The organism is Blautia sp. HCP3S3_C12 (assembly GCF_052064155.1).
Lineage (GTDB): Bacteria > Bacillota > Clostridia > Lachnospirales > Lachnospiraceae > Blautia_A.
In genome coordinates this window covers 24,508-42,429 of record NZ_JBQHWC010000011.1, presented here as the reverse complement: position 1 = coordinate 42,429, position 17,922 = coordinate 24,508, and the positions used below count along the sequence as shown (strand labels likewise).

Below are 17,922 nucleotides of genomic sequence, written 5' to 3'. Positions count from 1 at the left end.
ATCCGGCAAAACACTCAAAAGCCTGGTGTTTTGCCGGATTTTCTATTCTTCTCTATACAGTTTTCTTCTTCTGCGCTGTCTGCCATACGCAGCATCCCACAATCAGAAGTATTCCCACAACATCAGTCATCAGTGACGGATCAATCAGCATCAGTCCGCCTGCGGCCATTAAGACACGAACCGGCACAGACATTTTCACTGACAGGAAGCCTTCCAGTGAGGATGACAGTCCAAACACACCGATCAGCGAGGTGATAAAGATCTGAACAACCTTAAGCGGTGTGGTATCGATCAGCAGCATTGCCGGATTGAAGCAGAATACATAAGGTACGATGAATACTGCGATAGCCAGCTTGGAGGCTGTAAATGCAGTCTTCATCGGATTGGCCTTCGCTATGGCTGAACCCGCGTAGGCAGCCAGCGCTACCGGCGGTGTGATATCTGCAACAATACCAAAGTAAAATACAAAGAAATGAGCTGCCAGTGTAGGTACTCCCATACGTACCAGAATCGGAGCACAGGTTGCTGCCATGATACAGTAATTGGCAGTGGTAGGTACACCCATACCAAGTACGATACAGCACAGCATAGTCAGAAGCAGTGCAATGATCAGTTTTCCGTTTGCAACACTGATGATTCCGTTGATCAGGTCATTGGCAAGTCCTGTCATGGTGATGGAACCGGAAATGATTCCTGCAACACCGCAGGCTACTGCTACGGAGATAACACCTCTTCCTCCTGCTTCCAGCGCATCAATACATTTGGTAACACTGATTCTGTTTTCTTTGTCAAAAAGACTTACGATAACAGAAAGAACGATTGCATAGCTGGCAGCCTTCTGCATGGTCATATAGTTTCCGGACACCCAGATTACCAGCATGACCAGAGGTAATAACAGATAGATTTTACGGATCAGAAGCTTAAATACCGGAAGTTTTTCCTTCGGAATTCCGGAAAGTCCTAATTTCTTTGCTTCCAGATGTACAGAAATAAAGATTCCTGTAAAGTACAACAATGCCGGCAGAATCGCCCTGACAATAATGTTGGAGTACGGTACACCCACAAAATCTGCCATAAGGAATGCGGCAGCTCCCATGATCGGAGGCATGATCTGTCCACCTGTGGAAGAAGCAGCTTCTACTGCTCCGGCAAATTCCGGTTTGTAGCCTGTGTCCTTCATCATCGGGATTGTAACAGAACCAGTTGTTACTGTGTTACCTACAGAGGAACCGGATACCATTCCACAGAGTGCAGAACTGATAACCGCTACCTTTGCCGGTCCACCTGCATATTTTCCTGCAATGCAGTTAGCCAGCTGAATAAAGAAGTTGGAGATTCCTGTTCTCTCCAGAAACGCACCGAAAATAATAAATACCACAATATATTTAGAGCATACATTTACAGGTGTGGAGAAAATACCCTCTTTTGTGTAGAAAAGATTCCGCACCAGGAATTTCACTCTTCCCAAAAATGCCGGATTGGTAAGCCCTACAGCCAGTGCATAAATCAGAAAAAAACCTGCCACAAACAGGATCGGCAGGCCCACGCATCGTCTGGTAAGCTCGATCAGTGCAGCAATACCGATAATACCGATCACAATCTGATAAGGGGCAAATCTGGTACCCTGATTGATGATCTGATTTGCAGAAAAAGTAAAATACAGAAAAGCTCCTGTGCCTGCGATCATAAAAATAATGTCGCCAATCGGCATGTAGTTTTCTCTGATATCTCCTTTTTTCGCCGGATAGGTAAGAAATCCGATAAGAATGATCAGCCCCAGAAAAGAAGTCAGTCGGATTTCCTCCAGGAATGTGGCAAATAAGGTAACATAGATACACCACAGAGAAAAGGCAACCAGCAGGCCACGTACAGCCAGCTTATATTTACCAGTCCACACACGAACGTTTGATTCGCGGTCATATTTCTTCATTACTGCATCTACATCTGCTGTGCTCATGTTCTCAGAACCAGCCTGCCCTTCCGGTGATGTGTTTGCTTTTTTTATCTTATTGTCTTTCATCCTGACTATTCCCCTTTCGTATCCACTGTAATTCCATGCTCTGCATAATAACGCGCCGCACCCTTATGGAAAGGAATGGTCATACCGGAAGTAGCATTTTCCAGAGAAAGCTCCGCTCCTTTTGCATTCTCAGCAGAAATCTCATCTGCATGGTCAAAAATTGCCGCAGTCATATCATAAACTGTATCCTCATCCAGAGATTCGGACACTACGATCGTCGCCTTGACTGTGATGGTTTCTACAGGCTCATCCTGTCCCGGATAGGTTCCTGCCGGAATCTGGTAGGATGTATAATATGGACAGTCACTCAAAATTGAATCCCTGATCGCGCCATTAATATTGATCATATAGACACCATTGGTAGTTGCAAGCTCTGTGATAGCTGTTGTAGGTGCACCTGCAACAATAAACGCAGCATCAATTTTCCCATCCTTCAAAGATTCCTTGCTGTCCTCAAAAGACAGATACTGGGGATGGATATCATCCAGGGTAATGCCGCCTGCATTTAAAACATCCAGAGCATTGAAATATACACCGGAGTTTGCCGCACCGATAGATACGCTCTTGCCCTTCAGATCTTCCACTGTCTTAATGTCAGGATCCATGGTAAACAGCTGGACAGTCTCTGCATACAGGCCGCCCAGAGTCCTGAAATCATGGGTTGCACCGTCCTGTTCAAATGCTCTTACACCGTCCCATGCATAGGCCATTACATCTGACTGGACAAATCCAAGCTGAAAATCTCCGTCCTGTACTGACTGCAGGTTCGCTTTGGAACCACCTGTAGAAACCGCTGTAACCTTTACATTTGTATTATTGGTAATATACTGGGCCAGCACACCACCGTAGGAATAATACGTTCCCGCCGTACCGCCGGTACCGAACGTCAGACGTTCTTTACTTTGTCCGCAGCCACTCAGAAGGCTGACTGCAAGCGCAAGAGTCAAAACAAGGCCAACAAGCCTGCCAGTTTTTCTCCTGCCTCTGAAAAGCTCTTTGTTTCTCATAAATCCATCTCCTTCAGGTACATAATATTTTGAATTATAACATATTTTTTCAAAAATGATAATCTTTATTGAATAATCTTACAAAAAACGTTACAATAAAGGAAAAACATGGATAACAAAATAAATAACAACCCAATGGAGGTATCTATTATGTCCGAAAGAAAATACCCTGTCATCACAATCAGCCGGGAGTTTGGTGCCGGGGGACACAGTATTGCAAGAGTAGTTTCAGAAAGGCTTGGTATCCCATATTACGATCGGGATTTCGCAAAACAGGCTGCTGCCAGAAGCGGATATTCCCAGGAGGATATTGATCGTGAGGGTGAAAATCTGAGCCGCAGCGCCAGACTTCTGGACAACATTCTGAATAACTCTGCAGGCTATTTCAGTTCCCATGATGCTATTTACCAGGCTCAGAAAGAGCTGATCCTTCAGTTCGCAGCAGAACAGGACTGTATTATTATCGGCCGCTGTTCCAATCTTATTCTGCGAAATGCCGGTATTCCTAGTCTGGATATTTTCCTTCATGCAGATGTGAATCTCCGCACAGAACATATTCAGAAATTAGGCTTAAACGGAAAGGAAGATCCCAGAAAATATCTCACAAAAATGGACAACCTGCGTGAAACCTATTTCAAAACCTATACAAAACATGAACTTGGCACTTATCACGATTATGACCTGTGTCTGGATACCGGAACCCTTGGATACGATAACTGCATTGAGATTATCACTTCACTTGCAAAACAGCAGGGGTTGAATCTGAAGCATCAGTAGAAGGACCGCTGCCAGCTGTAAAACAGCAATAAGGCTGTGGCAATCAGAAAATCTGTGCCACAGCCTCTTTACTTCAGTCCTTTTAATAGTTGTTTCTAAATTTCTTTTATTTTACAAACTCATCCAGAGAACGGATCTGGATTCCTTCTTTTGCAAAAGCCTCTCTGATTTTTTCCACAAACGCCAGAGCCTTGGCTCCGTCTCCATGAACGCAGACAGAATCTGCCTGAATATCAATATCTTTTCCTGTAATTGCAGTAATCTTTTTCTCTTTGACCATACGGATCACCCTGACAATAGCCTCATTTTCATCAGTGATCACAGCGCCTTCCTTACGTCTGTTTACCAGAGTACCATCTTCTTCATAGGCGCGGTCTGCAAAAACCTCCATAGCTGTACGCAGGCCCATATCCTGAGCAGCCTTTGCCAGCTGTCCGCCGGAAAGAGCAAGTACGATCAGACTGCTGTCAAATTCTTTGATTGCCTCACAGATCGCAGTAGAAAGGGCATAGTCCTCTGCAGCCATATTATATAAGGCTCCATGAGGCTTTACATGCTGCATTTTTACACCGGTTACTCTGCAGAATGCATCCAGTGCACCCAGCTGATAAAGCACATATGCTTTTGCCTCTGCAGGGGAAACACTCAGATTTCTTCTTCCGAAGCCCATCAGATCAGGAAAACCCGGATGTGCTCCTATACGAATTCCCGCTTCCTTTGCCATTGCCAGCGTATTTCCCATAACTACCGGATCTGAAGCATGATAACCGCAGGCTACATTTGCAGAGGAGATCAGCGGAATGACCTTATCATCATTACCGATTTTATAGTTTCCAAAGCTCTCTCCCAGGTCACTGTTTAAATCTACTGTATACATTCATCTTACCTCTTTTTTATTTATCATCCTTTGATTTTCAGCACATTTTCTATAAATCCCGTATCTGCCTTTCCGTCGCAGAATACCTGATTCTTCATAATCTGATACTGGAAATCAAGGTTTGTCTCCACACCCATGACCACCATCTCATCCAGCGCAGAGCGCATTTTCTGCAGGGCAGCCTCTCTATCAGGTGCATGAACGATTACCTTCGCAATCATGGAATCATACTCTGACGGAATCTTGTAGCCTGTATAAAGGGCAGTATCCACCCGGACTCCGTTGCCTGCCGGAAGATGCATATGCTGTACTACTCCGGGACTTGGCATGAAATTTTTCTCAGGAATCTCTGCGTTGATACGGCATTCAATAGCATGTCCTTTAATCCGGATATCTTCCTGTTTAAAGCTTAACTCCTCTCCCATAGCCACACGAATCTGCTCAATGATCAGATCTGTGCCTGTAACCATCTCTGTTACTCCATGCTCCACCTGGATTCTGGTATTCATTTCCATGAAATAGAAGTTGCCTTTGGGGTCTACGATAAATTCAATCGTTCCTGCATTGGTATAACCTACTGTTTTCGCAGCAAGAACTGCATATTCATTCATTTTCCTGCGAGTTTCTTCATCAATGGCAGGGGAAGGGGATTCCTCAATCAGCTTCTGATGATTTCTCTGTACCGAACAGTCACGTTCTCCCAGTGCCACCACATTTCCATGACTGTCTGCCATAATCTGGATCTCCACATGGCGGGGATTTTCTACAAAACGTTCAATGTACATGGTATCATCCCCAAAAGCATTGGCTGATTCTCTCTGTGCCATATTAAACTGAAATTCAAATTCATCCTCATTGGCAGCCACACGCATTCCCTTGCCACCACCGCCTGAGGAAGCCTTGATCATAACCGGATATCCAATCTCTTCAGCCAGTTTTTTACCTGTTTCTGCATCGTATACAGGTTCCTTTGTTCCCGGTACAACCGGTACACCGGCATCCATCATGGTTTTACGGGCATGGGATTTATTTCCCATCTTATCGATCACATCCGCATCCGGTCCGATAAAGGTAATTCCGTTTTCTTTGCATTTGCGGACAAACTCACTGTTTTCTGAAAGAAAGCCAAAACCGGGATGGATAGCATCTGCTCCCATATTTTCTGCTGCAGCAATGATCCGGTCCATGTTCAGGTAGCTGTTTCTGGCAGGACCTTCTCCAATACAGATACGCTGGTCTGCCAGCTGTACATGAAGGCTCTTAGCATCTTCTTTTGAATAAACAGCTACACTTCGGATCCCCAGATTCCTGCAGGCACGTATGATCCGAACTGCAATCTCCCCACGGTTGGCGATCAAAATTTTATTAAACAATATGAAAGCCTCCTTATCCTACAGTCTCTTAACACGGAACAGAGGCTGTCCATATTCTACTTTCTGTTCATTACTTACCAGAACTGCTTCAATCTCACAGTCATAGTCACTCTGGATCTCATTCATAAGCTTCATAGCTTCCAGAATACACACTGTCTGTCCTGCTTTTACCTGATCTCCCACCTTTACAAAAGCAGGTACATCCGGAGCAGCTGCAGAATAGAAGGTTCCTACGATAGGAGAAGTGATAAACAGACTTTCCTCTTCTTCCTCTGCTTTTTCCACAATTGTATTCACAGGTGCAGATGCAGCCACAGGAACTCCCGCTGCAACTACAGGAGGATGATCCAGCTTGCTCATTGTAATCTTTACATCCTTGTCCTTATATGTGAATTCATTAAGGGATGAATCCTCAATAATCTTTACCAGTCCTTCAATCTTCTCTAAATCCATCGAACATTATCCTTTCTGTCTATTTTATATTATTTTTACGGTTATTCTTCAAACAGCTTGCGCAGTCTCTTTGCCACCAGACGGCAATCCAGAACCTCTTTACATGGCTGATGAATGATCTTTCTCAGTCCGTCAAGTTCTTTCATTTCCTCAACATAAAGAGCCTGAGCCTCCTGTACGGTAATTGCTTTGAAATGTATCTTATCATCTGTTTTTCTCTGTACCAGCTTGGGAATATCCACAGATGCCACTGTGGCAATTTTCCCATAACCGCCCGTTGTCTGACGGTCAGCCAGCAGAATGATAGGTTTACCATGGGAAGGTACCTGTATAGCCCCAAATGCGATTCCGTCGGAGATAATATCCGAAGTCTCCTTAGGAGCAATAAACGGTCCCTCCAGCCTGCAGCCCATACGGTCAAATTCATTTGTCACTGTATACTCACTGCCCAGGAAAGTCTGGATGCCCTGTTTGCTGAACATACCATCCTGCGGTCCCATTACTACCCGCAGTGTTGCTTCTGTCTGATCAAACTCATCCATATCAAGCTTTCGGGAAAGGAAAAACGGCAGATAACGTCTCTTAATACGAAATCCGATATAATCGTCCGCTTCCAGTTTTCTTCCCTTAAATCCGCCCAGACCACTCTTTAAATTGGTGCATCGACTTCCCATCACTACCGGAATATCCAGATAACTGGAAAAAGCAATATAACCTCTGCTTCCCGTTCTGGCGCTTCCAAATTTCAGTACATCTCCCTTATTTATATACAGGGCTGTATACATGGGAGCCGGCTCTCCATTAATGGTTGGCTGGAAATCTCCGCCTGTGATTGCAATGATAGTAGCTGATGTAAATTCAAGGGTTGGGCCTATCAGCGTTATCTCCAATACTGCCTCATTCTCCGGATTATCCAGAAGAAGATTGGCTATTTTGAATGAACGGACATCCATGACTCCTGCTACACTGAATCCCTGACTCTGATATCCATAACGTCCCAGATCCTGAACCGTTGTCATCATTCCGCCTTTTAATATACGAATTCCCATTTTATGCCTCCTCATGAACGGTGCACTGGTATTCGCCACGTTCTACTAATTCTCTGATCCGTTTGTACTCCTCTTCATCGATCGGTACAAAACGGATATAATCTCCTGCCTCTACCAGAATCGGGATGTTGCGGTCCGGATCATAGGTTTTTACAGGTGTCATTCCCATCAGCTGCCATCCTCCCGGAGAATCCAGGGGATAAATCCCGGTCTGAGAACCGCCTATTCCTACACTTCCTGCATTGATCTTAATTCTCGGATTTGCAAGGCGTGGTGTATGGATCCTTTCATCCAGTCCTCCAAGATAACAGAATCCCGGCAGGAAACCAAGCATATAGATCAGGTAATCTCTGGAAGAATGAATCTTTATCACTTCTTCTACGGAAAGTCCGGCATGTTCTGCAATATTCTCAATATCCGGTCCGTACTCTCCTCCATAACATACAGGGATCTCATAAATCTTTTTGCGTTCTTTTCCTGCTGCAACTTCCATCTTTAACAGAATTTCCAGTCTTTTTTTCAGGTCATCGTAGGAAATCACACGCGGGTCATAATTAACCAATAGAGAACAGAACGCAGGGATCATATCTACAACTCCCTCTATATGCTGTTCTTTCATAAACTGTACAGTGGCAGTGATCTTCCGGTTGATCTCCGGACTGATCTCTTTGCCAAATTCAATCAGAACAGAAGAATCACCTTCTGTTAAAATTCTAATGTCCGGCATAATCTGCTCCTCTTTTCTTAATCTTTTTTTGCCATGTGTTTTTATAGCTGTTAATGAACCAAAAAGGTGTAACCTGGACGATCACACCTTTTTGATATACTCTCCAGTCAGAAAACCGGATACATTTTCCTCAATTATAACAATGTACCGATCTTAGATACAAATGTAGTCACACCGAGGTATGCTGTAAGAATTACCACGATCACTCCAAGAATGGTAAGCACTACCGGGTGATGATAATTCTCTCCCATAATGGATTTCTTATGTGCAGCAATCAGGCAGATCGCCAGTGTGATCGGAAGGATCAGACCATTCACAGCACCTGCAAGCACAAGAAGCACTGCCGGATTGCCAAGAATAAACATGATTGCTGTGGAAATAACGATAAATCCGATGATCACTTTATTTTCATTTTCTTCAATAGACTTACTGAAAGTCTTAAGGAAGGAAACAGAAGTATAAGCCGCACCAATGATGGATGTGATGGCTGCGCACAGAAGAACCAGACCTGCAAACCGGTATCCGATTTCACCAGCCCCCTGCTTAAAGGCATCTGCTGCAGGATTTGCAGCATCCAGTGTTACACCCTTGACAACAACACCCAGAACAGCCAGGAACAGGAAAATACGTACAATAGTGGCAATGATCATACCCATAACAGAACTCTTATTGATCTCTTTCAGGTTCTTCTCGCCTGTAATTCCTGCATCGATCAGACGGTGTGCACCTGAGAAAGTGATATATCCTCCAACAGTGCCTCCCAGAAGTGTAAGGATTGCAGGAATCAGATTTGTGGCACCGGCTTCTGGTACAAATGTATTCTTCAATGCACTTCCTACCGGTGGTTTTACCACAATGATCACAACAAAGATTACGATAATCATAATGGCACCCAGTACCTTGGTAATAGTATCCATGGCACTTTTAGCATTTTTCAGCACAAACACCAGGATTGCCAAAAGACCTGCCAGTATGTAACCAACTTTGGTAGGTATTCCAAACAATGTGTTAAAACCAAGTGCTCCGCCACCTACGTTTCCGATATTAAATACCAGACCACCGAATACAATCAGTATAGATACCAGATATCCCAGTCCAGGAAGTACCTTATTGGAAACATCCTGTCCACGAAGTCCGGTCACACAAAGCACACGCCAGATATTCAGCTGTGCAATGGCTGCAAGGATTACGGAAACCAGGATAACAAATCCAAAACTTTCCTGATACTGTCCGGTAAAGGTTGCTGTCTGTGTCAGGAATCCTGGTCCGATTGCAGATGTGGCCATCAGAAACGCTGCGCCAAGTAAGGCTCCGCCACTCTTTTTCTTTTCGCTCATTTTTATTGCCTCCTTTTCATGTTATTATCGCACATTATACTAAAAAATGAATATTTACACAAGTAAAAATTATTTTGATAACTTTTGATGTCGAATTTTTATAATCTGTATTTTGTAATAAAAAACAGCAAAAGAGTACCCGGATTCCCATCCGATACAGCTCCTTTGCTGTTTTTTCAGTCAGGCGGATATAATCATCCTCTTTGTTGTTTGCTCATATAACCGAATAACTGCTTTGCAGTTTATTCAGTTAAAATGTAAATTTATCCGCAAAATATGCATCCAGTTCATCGATCTTCACACGAACCTGCTCCATAGTATCACGGTCGCGAATTGTAACTGCTCCGTCATTTTCGGACTCAAAGTCATAAGTTACACAGAACGGAGTACCGATCTCATCCTGTCTTCTGTAACGTTTACCGATATTTCCACGGTCATCATATTCACAGTTATATTTTTTGCTTAACTGCTGATAAATCTTCTCTGCGCCCTCATTAAGCTTCTTGGAAAGAGGAAGCACACCGATTTTAACAGGTGCAAGTGCCGGATGGAAATGAAGGACAGTACGAACGTCATTCTTCTCTGCATCCAGAACTTCCTCATCATATGCGCTGCACAGGAATGCAAGTACCACACGGTCAGCACCCAGTGACGGCTCGATTACATATGGGATATATTTCTGTTTTTTCTCATCATCAAAGTATGTCAGATCCTGTCCGGATACATTCTGATGCTGTGTCAGATCATAATCAGTTCTGTCAGCGATTCCCCACAGCTCGCCCCATCCAAATGGGAACAGGAACTCAACGTCTGTAGTAGCCTTGCTGTAGAAGCTTAACTCTTCAGCATCATGGTCACGGTAACGAACTTCTTCATCTTTCAATCCAAGAGAATGTAACCAGTTCAGGCAGAAGCTCTTCCAGTATGCAAACCACTCAAGGTCTGTATCCGGCTCACAGAAGAATTCAAGCTCCATCTGCTCGAACTCACGTGTACGGAATGTAAAGTTACCCGGTGTGATCTCGTTACGGAAAGATTTACCGATCTGACCGATACCAAACGGAATTTTCTTACGGGATGTTCTCTGAACATTTTTGAAGTTTACGAAAATACCCTGTGCTGTCTCAGGTCTTAAGTATACTGTATTCTTGGCATCCTCTGTAACACCCTGGAATGTCTTGAACATCAGGTTAAACTGACGGATATCTGTAAAGTTATGTTTGCCGCATGTAGGGCATGGTACATTGTGGTCTTTGATAAAGTTCATCATCTCTTCCTGAGACCATCCGTCTACAGAGCTCTCAAGTTCAATACCATTCTCCTGGCTGAAGTCCTCAATGATCTTATCTGCGCGGAAACGCTCATGACATTCCTTACAGTCCATCAGCGGGTCAGAGAAGCTTCCCAGATGTCCGGAAGCCACCCATGTCTGTGGGTTCATCAGGATTGCACAGTCAACACCTACATTGTATGGGGATTCCTGAATAAATTTCTGCCACCATGCACGCTTTACATTATTTTTTAACTCTACGCCCAGATTACCATAGTCCCATGTATTTGCAAGACCACCATAAATTTCGGAACCCGGGTAAACAAATCCTCTTGCTTTTGCCAGAGCAATGATTTTGTCCATTGTTTTTTCCATGACTATTCTCCTCGTCTTTTATTTATATGACTAACGCTATTATAGCTGTATCTCTTTTCTTTTGCAAGGTTTCTCAACTCATTATTTCCAGAATTTCAAGGCTTTTGAACTTTTTATCTGTATTTTTCGCTATATATTTATGTATGAAACGCTCTAATTCCGCCAGTACTTCCTCCTTCACAGTGAAGGTGTAGAGTTTTCCCAGGTCTGCCACTGCAGCATACCGCATGACATAAAGGGCTGACTGAGAGATTCTTCCCCCATCTTTCACCTTTCTCAGACATTCCTTGCACAATATCCCATGTGCCTCCTGAGAAAAGAAAAGTTTCTCTTCTTCTCCAGGCTGTTTTCCACAGCCTGTACAGTTAAAAAGAGAGGGACCAATTCCCTGAATAACCATCATCCTCAATTCAAAAATACAGCGAATCAGCCGGTCCTCAATATGTGGATTCAAAAGAGCTTTCACCGTCACATACAGCAGATTCATGGCATCCTTCTCATCGGTTCCTTCCTGTCCAAAATAGTCTGCCAGCTCCAGAAAATAGAAACCATAATAGATACCCGGCTGTTTTTCTGCCAGTTCTGCAAAATGATGAGTGATAGATACCTGATTCAGATTGTAGCTTGTCCTGCCCTCATAAAGAGTAAAAATACCAAAAACAAAGGGCGTTGTAGCTGCCAGAAAAGGGCTGTTCGGGCGGCGTGCACCTTTTGCAAAAGCAGAAATTTTTCCTCTCTCTCTTGTGAGAAGAACAATCCGCTTATCATATTCTCCCACAGGCATGGCTGAAAGTACCACTCCCTGCACAGTTATCAGATCACTCATTGATTTATCCTTACATATTCTCAGATTTCTTTTTTGTCATATCCGAAGTTCTTGATAAGGAAATCGCTGTCCCTCCAGTCCTTTTTTACCTTTACCCAAAGCTTCAGATTAACCTTTGATTCCAGCATTCGCTCAATCTCATATCTTGCATTGCTTCCGATTTTTTTCAGCATGGCCCCCTGTTTGCCGATGATGATTCCCTTATGAGACTCTCTCTCACAGATAATAGTCGCATCAATATCCACGATTGGATTTTTTCCGGGACGTGTTTTCATCTGATCAATGGCAACTGCGATCCCATGGGGGATCTCTGCATCCAGAGCATGAAGAGCCTTCTCTCGGATGACTTCAGCCACGATCTGGCGCTGAGGCTGATCTGTGACCGTATCCTCATCATAAAACATTGGTCCATATGGAAGATATTTCAGGATACAGCCAATAATATCCTGGGTATTCTGTCCCCGCAGTGCGGAACATGGAATGATTTCTGCAAAATCGCATACCTTACGGTAGGTATCAATAGCAGGAAGTATTTCCTCTTTAGATACAGTATCGATCTTATTGATGATCAGGATCACAGGCACTCCGATTCCCTGAAGCTGTTCTGCTATATGTCTCTCCCCTGCTCCGATAAAGGTACTTGGCTCCACCAGCCACATAATGGCATCCACTTCCTTCAGTGTTCGTTCTGCCACCTGGACCATATATTCTCCCAGCTTGTTTTTTGCTTTATGGATACCCGGAGTATCAAGGAATACGATCTGTCCCTCATCACAGGTATAGACTGTCTGGATACGGTTTCTGGTTGTCTGTGGTTTCTTGGATGTAATGGCGATCTTCTGACCGATCAGATGGTTCATCAGAGTAGACTTTCCTACATTTGGACGACCGATGATCGCTACAAATCCGGATTTAAAATTTTCGTTCATTTTGTTCTTTTCCTTATAAATTATTACTTTTCATCTATATCTGCAACATAATATCATGTTTACTCTCAGCAGTTGATCAGTGATTTCACTTCCATCAGCACATCAGAAGCCTCAGATACCTTGCTCTCACTTCCTACAACGCAGATCTGGTCTGCTGCCAGAACTGCCTCAATGATCTCAGCCAGCCCATGGATATCCTCCACAGATGCATTCAGGATCTGATCTCTCTCTTTCTGGATCATCTCTTCTGTCACACCGCAGAAATAGGCTGTCTTTGAAACAGAGCCCTTCATCTGAGGTGTTTTTGGCACATCCTTGCCACTGATAGTACCGATGATATATTTTGTCATCTCTCTTTCATCCGCCTGGAAGCCTCGGATATACTCCGGAATTCCCTTATATACATCCAGCGTACGTTTCAGATGAGGATCACGATAGGACACCAGATAGCTTTCTCCATTTCTCTTAAATCCGCTCATACAGCCATATGCGCCGCCTTTTACACGCAGATTGATCCACAGATAATCATAACTTAAAATAACTTTCAGAATTTCCAGTGCACCTGTATATTCCAGACCTTTTTTCTTAAAGTTACCGGTCTGGGCCACATACTGGACCTGTCCTGAGGTCTTAAAGCCTTCATTCTTCTTTGTACAGGTCAGTTTGTCCTGTGATCTCTCCACAGGTTCTGTGCAAAGTCCCTCTTTTACAGAAAGTGCCAGTTTCTTAACAGTTTCCAGTGATTCCTTCTCTCCTGTATAGCTGATCATAAAGTTCTCAGGACGAAGGATCTCCTTCATCAGTCTGCGAAGTTCTTCTACTGTTTCTTCTTTTCTCTGATCAAAATCTTTCTCCAGCTTCTCGATAAACTGATAATATCCGATTCCTGCCATCTCATCCTGGAATGCAGCCATAGGTGAAGAATATGCTGTTGCTCTCAGCACAGCAGTGGAATGTCCTGCACCGGTCAGATTTACCTGAGCACGGGATTTCACAGACGCAATGATCTCATAGAGACGTTTGGTATCTTCCAGTTTTGAACTGTTCAGGATTTCCTGGATCATTTTGAAAAGGAAATCCAGTTTTGTATAGAGCGCCTTACCCCTTACAGAGAACATAGCCTGAAACTCTTCTGTTGAATCAGCTCTGTCAAAAACCTCTACTCCACAATTGATGCCACCTGTATTGGCATTGATCTCATTAAACAGTTCTCCATATGTGTGATCCTTTGTATCCACATATCCAAGCACAGATTTCAACAGTCCCAGATAAGGAATCTGTTCCGGTGCAATGCTGTCAGTCTTAAACATCAGATCTACATATCCGATACCATTTGTGCATACCTCATGATAAAGGAACAGGCTGTCATCTACAGATAATTCTTCATTTACAAAATTTCCGGCCTCTTTCTTAATATCACTTCTCTTTAACATAGGAATACATTCCAGTGCTTCCGGATCCTCATCAGATTCCTGGTATGCTTCCAGTGCTTTGGTCTTCTCGACCATTGTATTCAATTCTTCTTCAGAAAGACTGCTTCTGTATGCTTCCAGTTTCTCTTCCAGCTCTTTCTCACGCTGAGCTGCCAGTCCCTTCTTCGGCACAAGAGTAAGAATACAGCCATGAGGATTCTCAAGAAGATATCTGCGGATCAGTGCTTCAAAATATCCCTCATTTACTGCTTTTTTCAGGTTCTCAAATACCTTAAGCATCTGCACCTGTGCAAAAGGAGCTTTACTCTCATACAGCCAGTCTCCCAGAATATCAAGGCTGTACATCAGTCCCTTTGGATAGGAGGAGAAGTCTGCCTCACGATAGCGGAATTCAAAGTAATTGATTCCCGCTTCCACTGCTTTTTTATCAATTCCATTCTTAACAATATCTCCAAGCACCTGTCTGATCACAGATACGAACTCTTCTTTTCTGTCAGGATTGGAGCCTTTTGCAATCACTGTAAAATATGGCTGGAGAATTCCGTCATCATAAGAGCCATAGACATCCTTTCCCAGCTTTGCATCCAGAAGCGCCTGTTTCAGCGGTGCTCCCGGTGCACTTAAAAGAGCATAGTCAAGGACTTCAAATGCCATTGCCATCTGGCTGTCCCCGGCATTTCCGGCGATCATATTATAAGAAAGATAGGTATTATCCTCTTCTCCCTCATTCTCTGCGATGGGATACTCCAGCGTCACATCCCTGCATTCGTCAAATGCCCTCTGCTCCCGGATCACAGAATCCACATCCAGGTATTCAAAATGAGACAGATAATGCTCATCAAGGAAGTTAAGCTTCTCCTCCATATCCATATTTCCATAAAGATAAATATAGCTGTTGGACGGATGATAATAGGTTTTGTGGAAATTCAGGAAGTTCTCATAGGTAAGATCCGGAATATTTTTCGGATCACCGCCTGATTCACAGCCATAAGTGGTATCAGGAAAAAGGTGGTTCATGATCTCACGCTCCAGAACCTCATCCGGAGAAGAAAATGCCCCCTTCATCTCATTGTATACAACACCATTATATTTCAGAGGTCCTTCCGGCTGTTCCAGATGATAGTTCCAGCCTTCCTGACGGAAAATCTCTTCTCTCTTATAAATATTCGGATAGAAGACCGCATCCAGATAAACATGCATCAGATTCTGGAAATCCTGATCATTACAGCTTGCTACAGGATAGCAGGTTTTATCCGGATAAGTCATGGCATTCAGGAATGTGTTCAGAGAACCCTTTACCAGTTCCACAAAAGGATCCTTTAATGGAAACTCCCTGGATCCGCAGAGCACACTGTGCTCCAGGATATGTGCCACACCTGTGCTGTCCTTAGGCGGTGTGCGGAATGCGATATTAAATACTTTATTCTCATCATCATTCTCGATCAGCATAACTCTTGCACCGGTTTTTTTATGGCGAAGCAGCCATCCCCTGGAATGAATATCTGTAAGATTTTCCTCCATTATCACTTCATATGCTGTCAAATTCTCTTTGTTCATTTCTGCCTCCAAGTTATTTTTTATTACTGTCCCCTCTATTCACAGTAACTTTATTTACCTGTTTTTGCGTCCAGTCCGCCTTCACCCGGAAAATGCTTTTCATAAGCTTCCCTTGCTGCCCTGGTAATAATCCCCAGTTCTTCCTGCATATCAAGGTTTACAGGAAGCTGTACAGCAGTCTCATAAATATCTATCTGCAATTTGTTTTTGGCACCTTTTTCTCCGATGGGAACAATTCCGCAGATTATGGTATTATAATTCTTATCCTTTTCACACAATTCCATGTATGTTTTCACCATATGGCAGCATTCTTTGTACAAAAGCTCCTGATGAAGTGCATCTCCCTGCTGAAATTCTCTGAATTTCAATTTTTCCAGATGTTTACCGATTTCTTTTTTTGCACTTTTCATGCCAAAGAATCTCCTGCCTGCATCCCTGTTGTATTCCAGGGACATCCACAGTCCCAGATATCCGTCAGCACGTCCATCTCCAGTCTCAGAAACAGCACTGTAGCGAATATCCCAAAGTTCCTTTCTAATGGCATTTCCCTCTGTATCCTCTCCTGCTGCAATGGACTGATCCAAAAACATTTTTCTTTTCATAGGATCATGTTCTTTATAATAAAGGGCAAGCAGCTGTGTATCTTCCATAAACCTTTGTTCCTTTCGTTTTCACTTATATATTATTTTCAGTCTTTTTATTCTTCCTCATAGGCAAGCTCAGTTTCTGCCATTGCAAGAGCTTCCTCAATCACCTGATCCATATCCATATAGCGGTACATACCCAGTCTGCCTCCGAAAAGTACTTTTTTCTCCTCCAGGGCTTTTCGCTCATATTTATCAAATAATTCACTGTTCTTGGGATCATTTACCGGATAATAAGGCTCCCTGCCTTTTTCCCAGGCAGCGGGATACTCTCTGGTGATTACTGTCTTTGGCTGAGTTCCAAACTCAAAATGCTTATGCTCAATGATTCTTGTATAAGGCACCTCATAATCTGTATAATTGACCACAGCATTTCCCTGATAATTACCCATTTCCAGAGTTTCTGTCTCAAAACGCAGGGAACGGTATTCCAGTTCACCATAACAATAATCATAAAATTCATCGATCATACCTGTAAAAAGAACCTTTTCAGCCTGATCCATCAGTTCCTTTTTATTTGCAAAAAAGTCAGTATTCAGGCATACCTGCACACCTTCAAGCATTTTTTTGATAATGCGGGTGTAACCACCCTTAGGGATACCCTGATATGGATCCTTAAAATAATTATTGTCATAGGTATATCTAAGAGGAAGTCTCTTAATAATAAAGGATGGCAGATCCTTGCACTCTCTTCCCCACTGTTTCCGTGTATATCCCTCTATCAGCTTCTCATATACATCCTGTCCTACCAGGGCCAGTGCCTGCTCTTCCAGGTTTTTAGGATGAGTAATATGCATTCTGGCTATCTGCTCCTGGATCTTTGCCTTAGCCTGTGCAGGAGTCTTTACCCCCCACAGCTGATGAAATGTATTCATGTTAAAAGGAAGATTGTATAATTCATCTTTATAAACAGCAATCGGGGAATTTACAAAATGATTAAACTCAGCAAACTGATTGATATACTCCCATACATCCTTTCTGGAAGTGTGGAAGATATGTGCTCCATATCTGTGCACCTGAATTCCCTCTACCTCTTCCGTATAAATATTTCCCCCAATATGTCCTCTCTTATCAATAACCAGACAGGTTTTTCCCTTTTTGGTAGCTTCATGTGCAAAAACTGCACCGAAAAGTCCCGCTCCTACGATCAGATAATCAGATTTTTTCATGTTATACACCTTCTTGTTTTTTAATTCAGGCGGACAAAATCATCCGCTTCGCTACTTGCTCATAACCGAATAACTACTCCGCAGTTTGATTCGGTAAAA

15 protein-coding genes are annotated in these 17,922 nt (G+C 43.3%); 1 reads left to right on the top strand and 14 read right to left on the bottom strand.

Annotated features, from left to right (window positions below):
- Positions 1 to 52: 52 nt before the first annotated feature.
- Positions 53 to 2,020 (bottom strand): TRAP transporter permease, encoded by a 1,968-nt coding sequence (locus ACTNDS_RS10050; RefSeq protein ID WP_441035450.1) that lies wholly within the window; start codon positions 2,018 to 2,020, stop codon positions 53 to 55.
- A 5-nt stretch (positions 2,021 to 2,025) separates the two neighbouring features.
- On the bottom strand, positions 2,026 to 3,027 hold the full coding sequence (locus ACTNDS_RS10045) for a TAXI family TRAP transporter solute-binding subunit (RefSeq protein ID WP_441035448.1): 1,002 nt from the start codon (positions 3,025 to 3,027) through the stop codon (positions 2,026 to 2,028).
- 150 nt (positions 3,028 to 3,177) lie between these two features.
- On the opposite strand from ACTNDS_RS10045, the gene ACTNDS_RS10040 reads away from it, so the two are divergent.
- Entirely contained in the window at positions 3,178 to 3,804 is a 627-nt protein-coding gene (locus tag ACTNDS_RS10040; RefSeq protein ID WP_008707544.1) for an AAA family ATPase, read from the top strand.
- 106 nt (positions 3,805 to 3,910) lie between these two features.
- On the opposite strand, the gene ACTNDS_RS10035 is transcribed toward ACTNDS_RS10040, so the two are convergent.
- The 12 genes from ACTNDS_RS10035 to glf form a co-directional block, all read right to left on the bottom strand.
- A complete protein-coding gene (locus ACTNDS_RS10035; RefSeq protein WP_025577218.1) occupies positions 3,911 to 4,681 on the bottom strand; it encodes a LamB/YcsF family protein in 771 nt (256 codons plus the stop codon).
- A 23-nt stretch (positions 4,682 to 4,704) separates the two neighbouring features.
- The gene (gene accC, locus ACTNDS_RS10030) at positions 4,705 to 6,054 is read right to left on the bottom strand and encodes an acetyl-CoA carboxylase biotin carboxylase subunit (RefSeq protein ID WP_008707547.1); all 1,350 of its coding nucleotides are present in this window, start codon (positions 6,052 to 6,054) and stop codon (positions 4,705 to 4,707) included.
- Positions 6,055 to 6,072: 18 nt separating this feature from the next.
- A complete protein-coding gene (gene accB, locus ACTNDS_RS10025) occupies positions 6,073 to 6,507 on the bottom strand; it encodes an acetyl-CoA carboxylase biotin carboxyl carrier protein (RefSeq protein ID WP_441035446.1) in 435 nt (144 codons plus the stop codon).
- A gap of 41 nt (positions 6,508 to 6,548) precedes the next feature.
- On the bottom strand, positions 6,549 to 7,556 hold the full coding sequence (locus tag ACTNDS_RS10020; protein WP_441035445.1) for a biotin-dependent carboxyltransferase family protein: 1,008 nt from the start codon (positions 7,554 to 7,556) through the stop codon (positions 6,549 to 6,551).
- Position 7,557: 1 nt separating this feature from the next.
- Positions 7,558 to 8,283, bottom strand: coding sequence for a 5-oxoprolinase subunit PxpB (gene pxpB / locus ACTNDS_RS10015; RefSeq protein ID WP_441035443.1), 726 nt, complete (start codon positions 8,281 to 8,283; stop codon positions 7,558 to 7,560).
- Between the two features lie 134 nt (positions 8,284 to 8,417).
- Positions 8,418 to 9,620, bottom strand: coding sequence for an NRAMP family divalent metal transporter (locus tag ACTNDS_RS10010; RefSeq protein WP_441035442.1), 1,203 nt, complete (start codon positions 9,618 to 9,620; stop codon positions 8,418 to 8,420).
- 250 nt (positions 9,621 to 9,870) lie between these two features.
- Entirely contained in the window at positions 9,871 to 11,265 is a 1,395-nt protein-coding gene (locus tag ACTNDS_RS10005) for a glycine--tRNA ligase (protein WP_118508582.1), read from the bottom strand.
- Positions 11,266 to 11,338: 73 nt separating this feature from the next.
- Positions 11,339 to 12,091, bottom strand: coding sequence for a DNA repair protein RecO (gene recO, locus ACTNDS_RS10000; protein ID WP_441035439.1), 753 nt, complete (start codon positions 12,089 to 12,091; stop codon positions 11,339 to 11,341).
- Between the two features lie 20 nt (positions 12,092 to 12,111).
- Positions 12,112 to 13,020 (bottom strand): GTPase Era, encoded by a 909-nt coding sequence (gene era, locus ACTNDS_RS09995; RefSeq protein WP_019161134.1) that lies wholly within the window; start codon positions 13,018 to 13,020, stop codon positions 12,112 to 12,114.
- Between the two features lie 65 nt (positions 13,021 to 13,085).
- Positions 13,086 to 16,010 carry an insulinase family protein gene (locus ACTNDS_RS09990; RefSeq protein WP_441035437.1) on the bottom strand — a complete coding sequence of 975 codons (2,925 nt, stop codon included), beginning with the start codon at positions 16,008 to 16,010 and terminating at the stop codon, positions 13,086 to 13,088.
- 50 nt (positions 16,011 to 16,060) lie between these two features.
- Positions 16,061 to 16,660 carry a DUF6553 family protein gene (locus ACTNDS_RS09985; RefSeq protein ID WP_441035435.1) on the bottom strand — a complete coding sequence of 200 codons (600 nt, stop codon included), beginning with the start codon at positions 16,658 to 16,660 and terminating at the stop codon, positions 16,061 to 16,063.
- A 47-nt stretch (positions 16,661 to 16,707) separates the two neighbouring features.
- On the bottom strand, positions 16,708 to 17,823 hold the full coding sequence (gene glf, locus ACTNDS_RS09980; RefSeq protein ID WP_441035434.1) for a UDP-galactopyranose mutase: 1,116 nt from the start codon (positions 17,821 to 17,823) through the stop codon (positions 16,708 to 16,710).
- Positions 17,824 to 17,922 lie beyond the last annotated feature (99 nt).

Coding starts and splice junctions, on each gene's coding strand:
- ACTNDS_RS10035 (WP_025577218.1), bottom strand. CDS start 4,681: ATGTATACAGTAGATTTAAACAGTGACCTGGGAGAGAGCTTTGGAAAC.
- ACTNDS_RS09985 (WP_441035435.1), bottom strand. CDS start 16,660: ATGGAAGATACACAGCTGCTTGCCCTTTATTATAAAGAACATGATCCT.
- recO (WP_441035439.1), bottom strand. CDS start 12,091: ATGAGTGATCTGATAACTGTGCAGGGAGTGGTACTTTCAGCCATGCCT.
- ACTNDS_RS10045 (WP_441035448.1), bottom strand. CDS start 3,027: ATGAGAAACAAAGAGCTTTTCAGAGGCAGGAGAAAAACTGGCAGGCTT.
- accB (WP_441035446.1), bottom strand. CDS start 6,507: ATGGATTTAGAGAAGATTGAAGGACTGGTAAAGATTATTGAGGATTCA.
- ACTNDS_RS10040 (WP_008707544.1), top strand. CDS start 3,178: ATGTCCGAAAGAAAATACCCTGTCATCACAATCAGCCGGGAGTTTGGT.
- ACTNDS_RS10010 (WP_441035442.1), bottom strand. CDS start 9,620: ATGAGCGAAAAGAAAAAGAGTGGCGGAGCCTTACTTGGCGCAGCGTTT.
- ACTNDS_RS09990 (WP_441035437.1), bottom strand. CDS start 16,010: ATGAACAAAGAGAATTTGACAGCATATGAAGTGATAATGGAGGAAAAT.
- pxpB (WP_441035443.1), bottom strand. CDS start 8,283: ATGCCGGACATTAGAATTTTAACAGAAGGTGATTCTTCTGTTCTGATT.
- ACTNDS_RS10005 (WP_118508582.1), bottom strand. CDS start 11,265: ATGGAAAAAACAATGGACAAAATCATTGCTCTGGCAAAAGCAAGAGGA.
- glf (WP_441035434.1), bottom strand. CDS start 17,823: ATGAAAAAATCTGATTATCTGATCGTAGGAGCGGGACTTTTCGGTGCA.
- ACTNDS_RS10050 (WP_441035450.1), bottom strand. CDS start 2,020: ATGAAAGACAATAAGATAAAAAAAGCAAACACATCACCGGAAGGGCAG.
- ACTNDS_RS10020 (WP_441035445.1), bottom strand. CDS start 7,556: ATGGGAATTCGTATATTAAAAGGCGGAATGATGACAACGGTTCAGGAT.
- era (WP_019161134.1), bottom strand. CDS start 13,020: ATGAACGAAAATTTTAAATCCGGATTTGTAGCGATCATCGGTCGTCCA.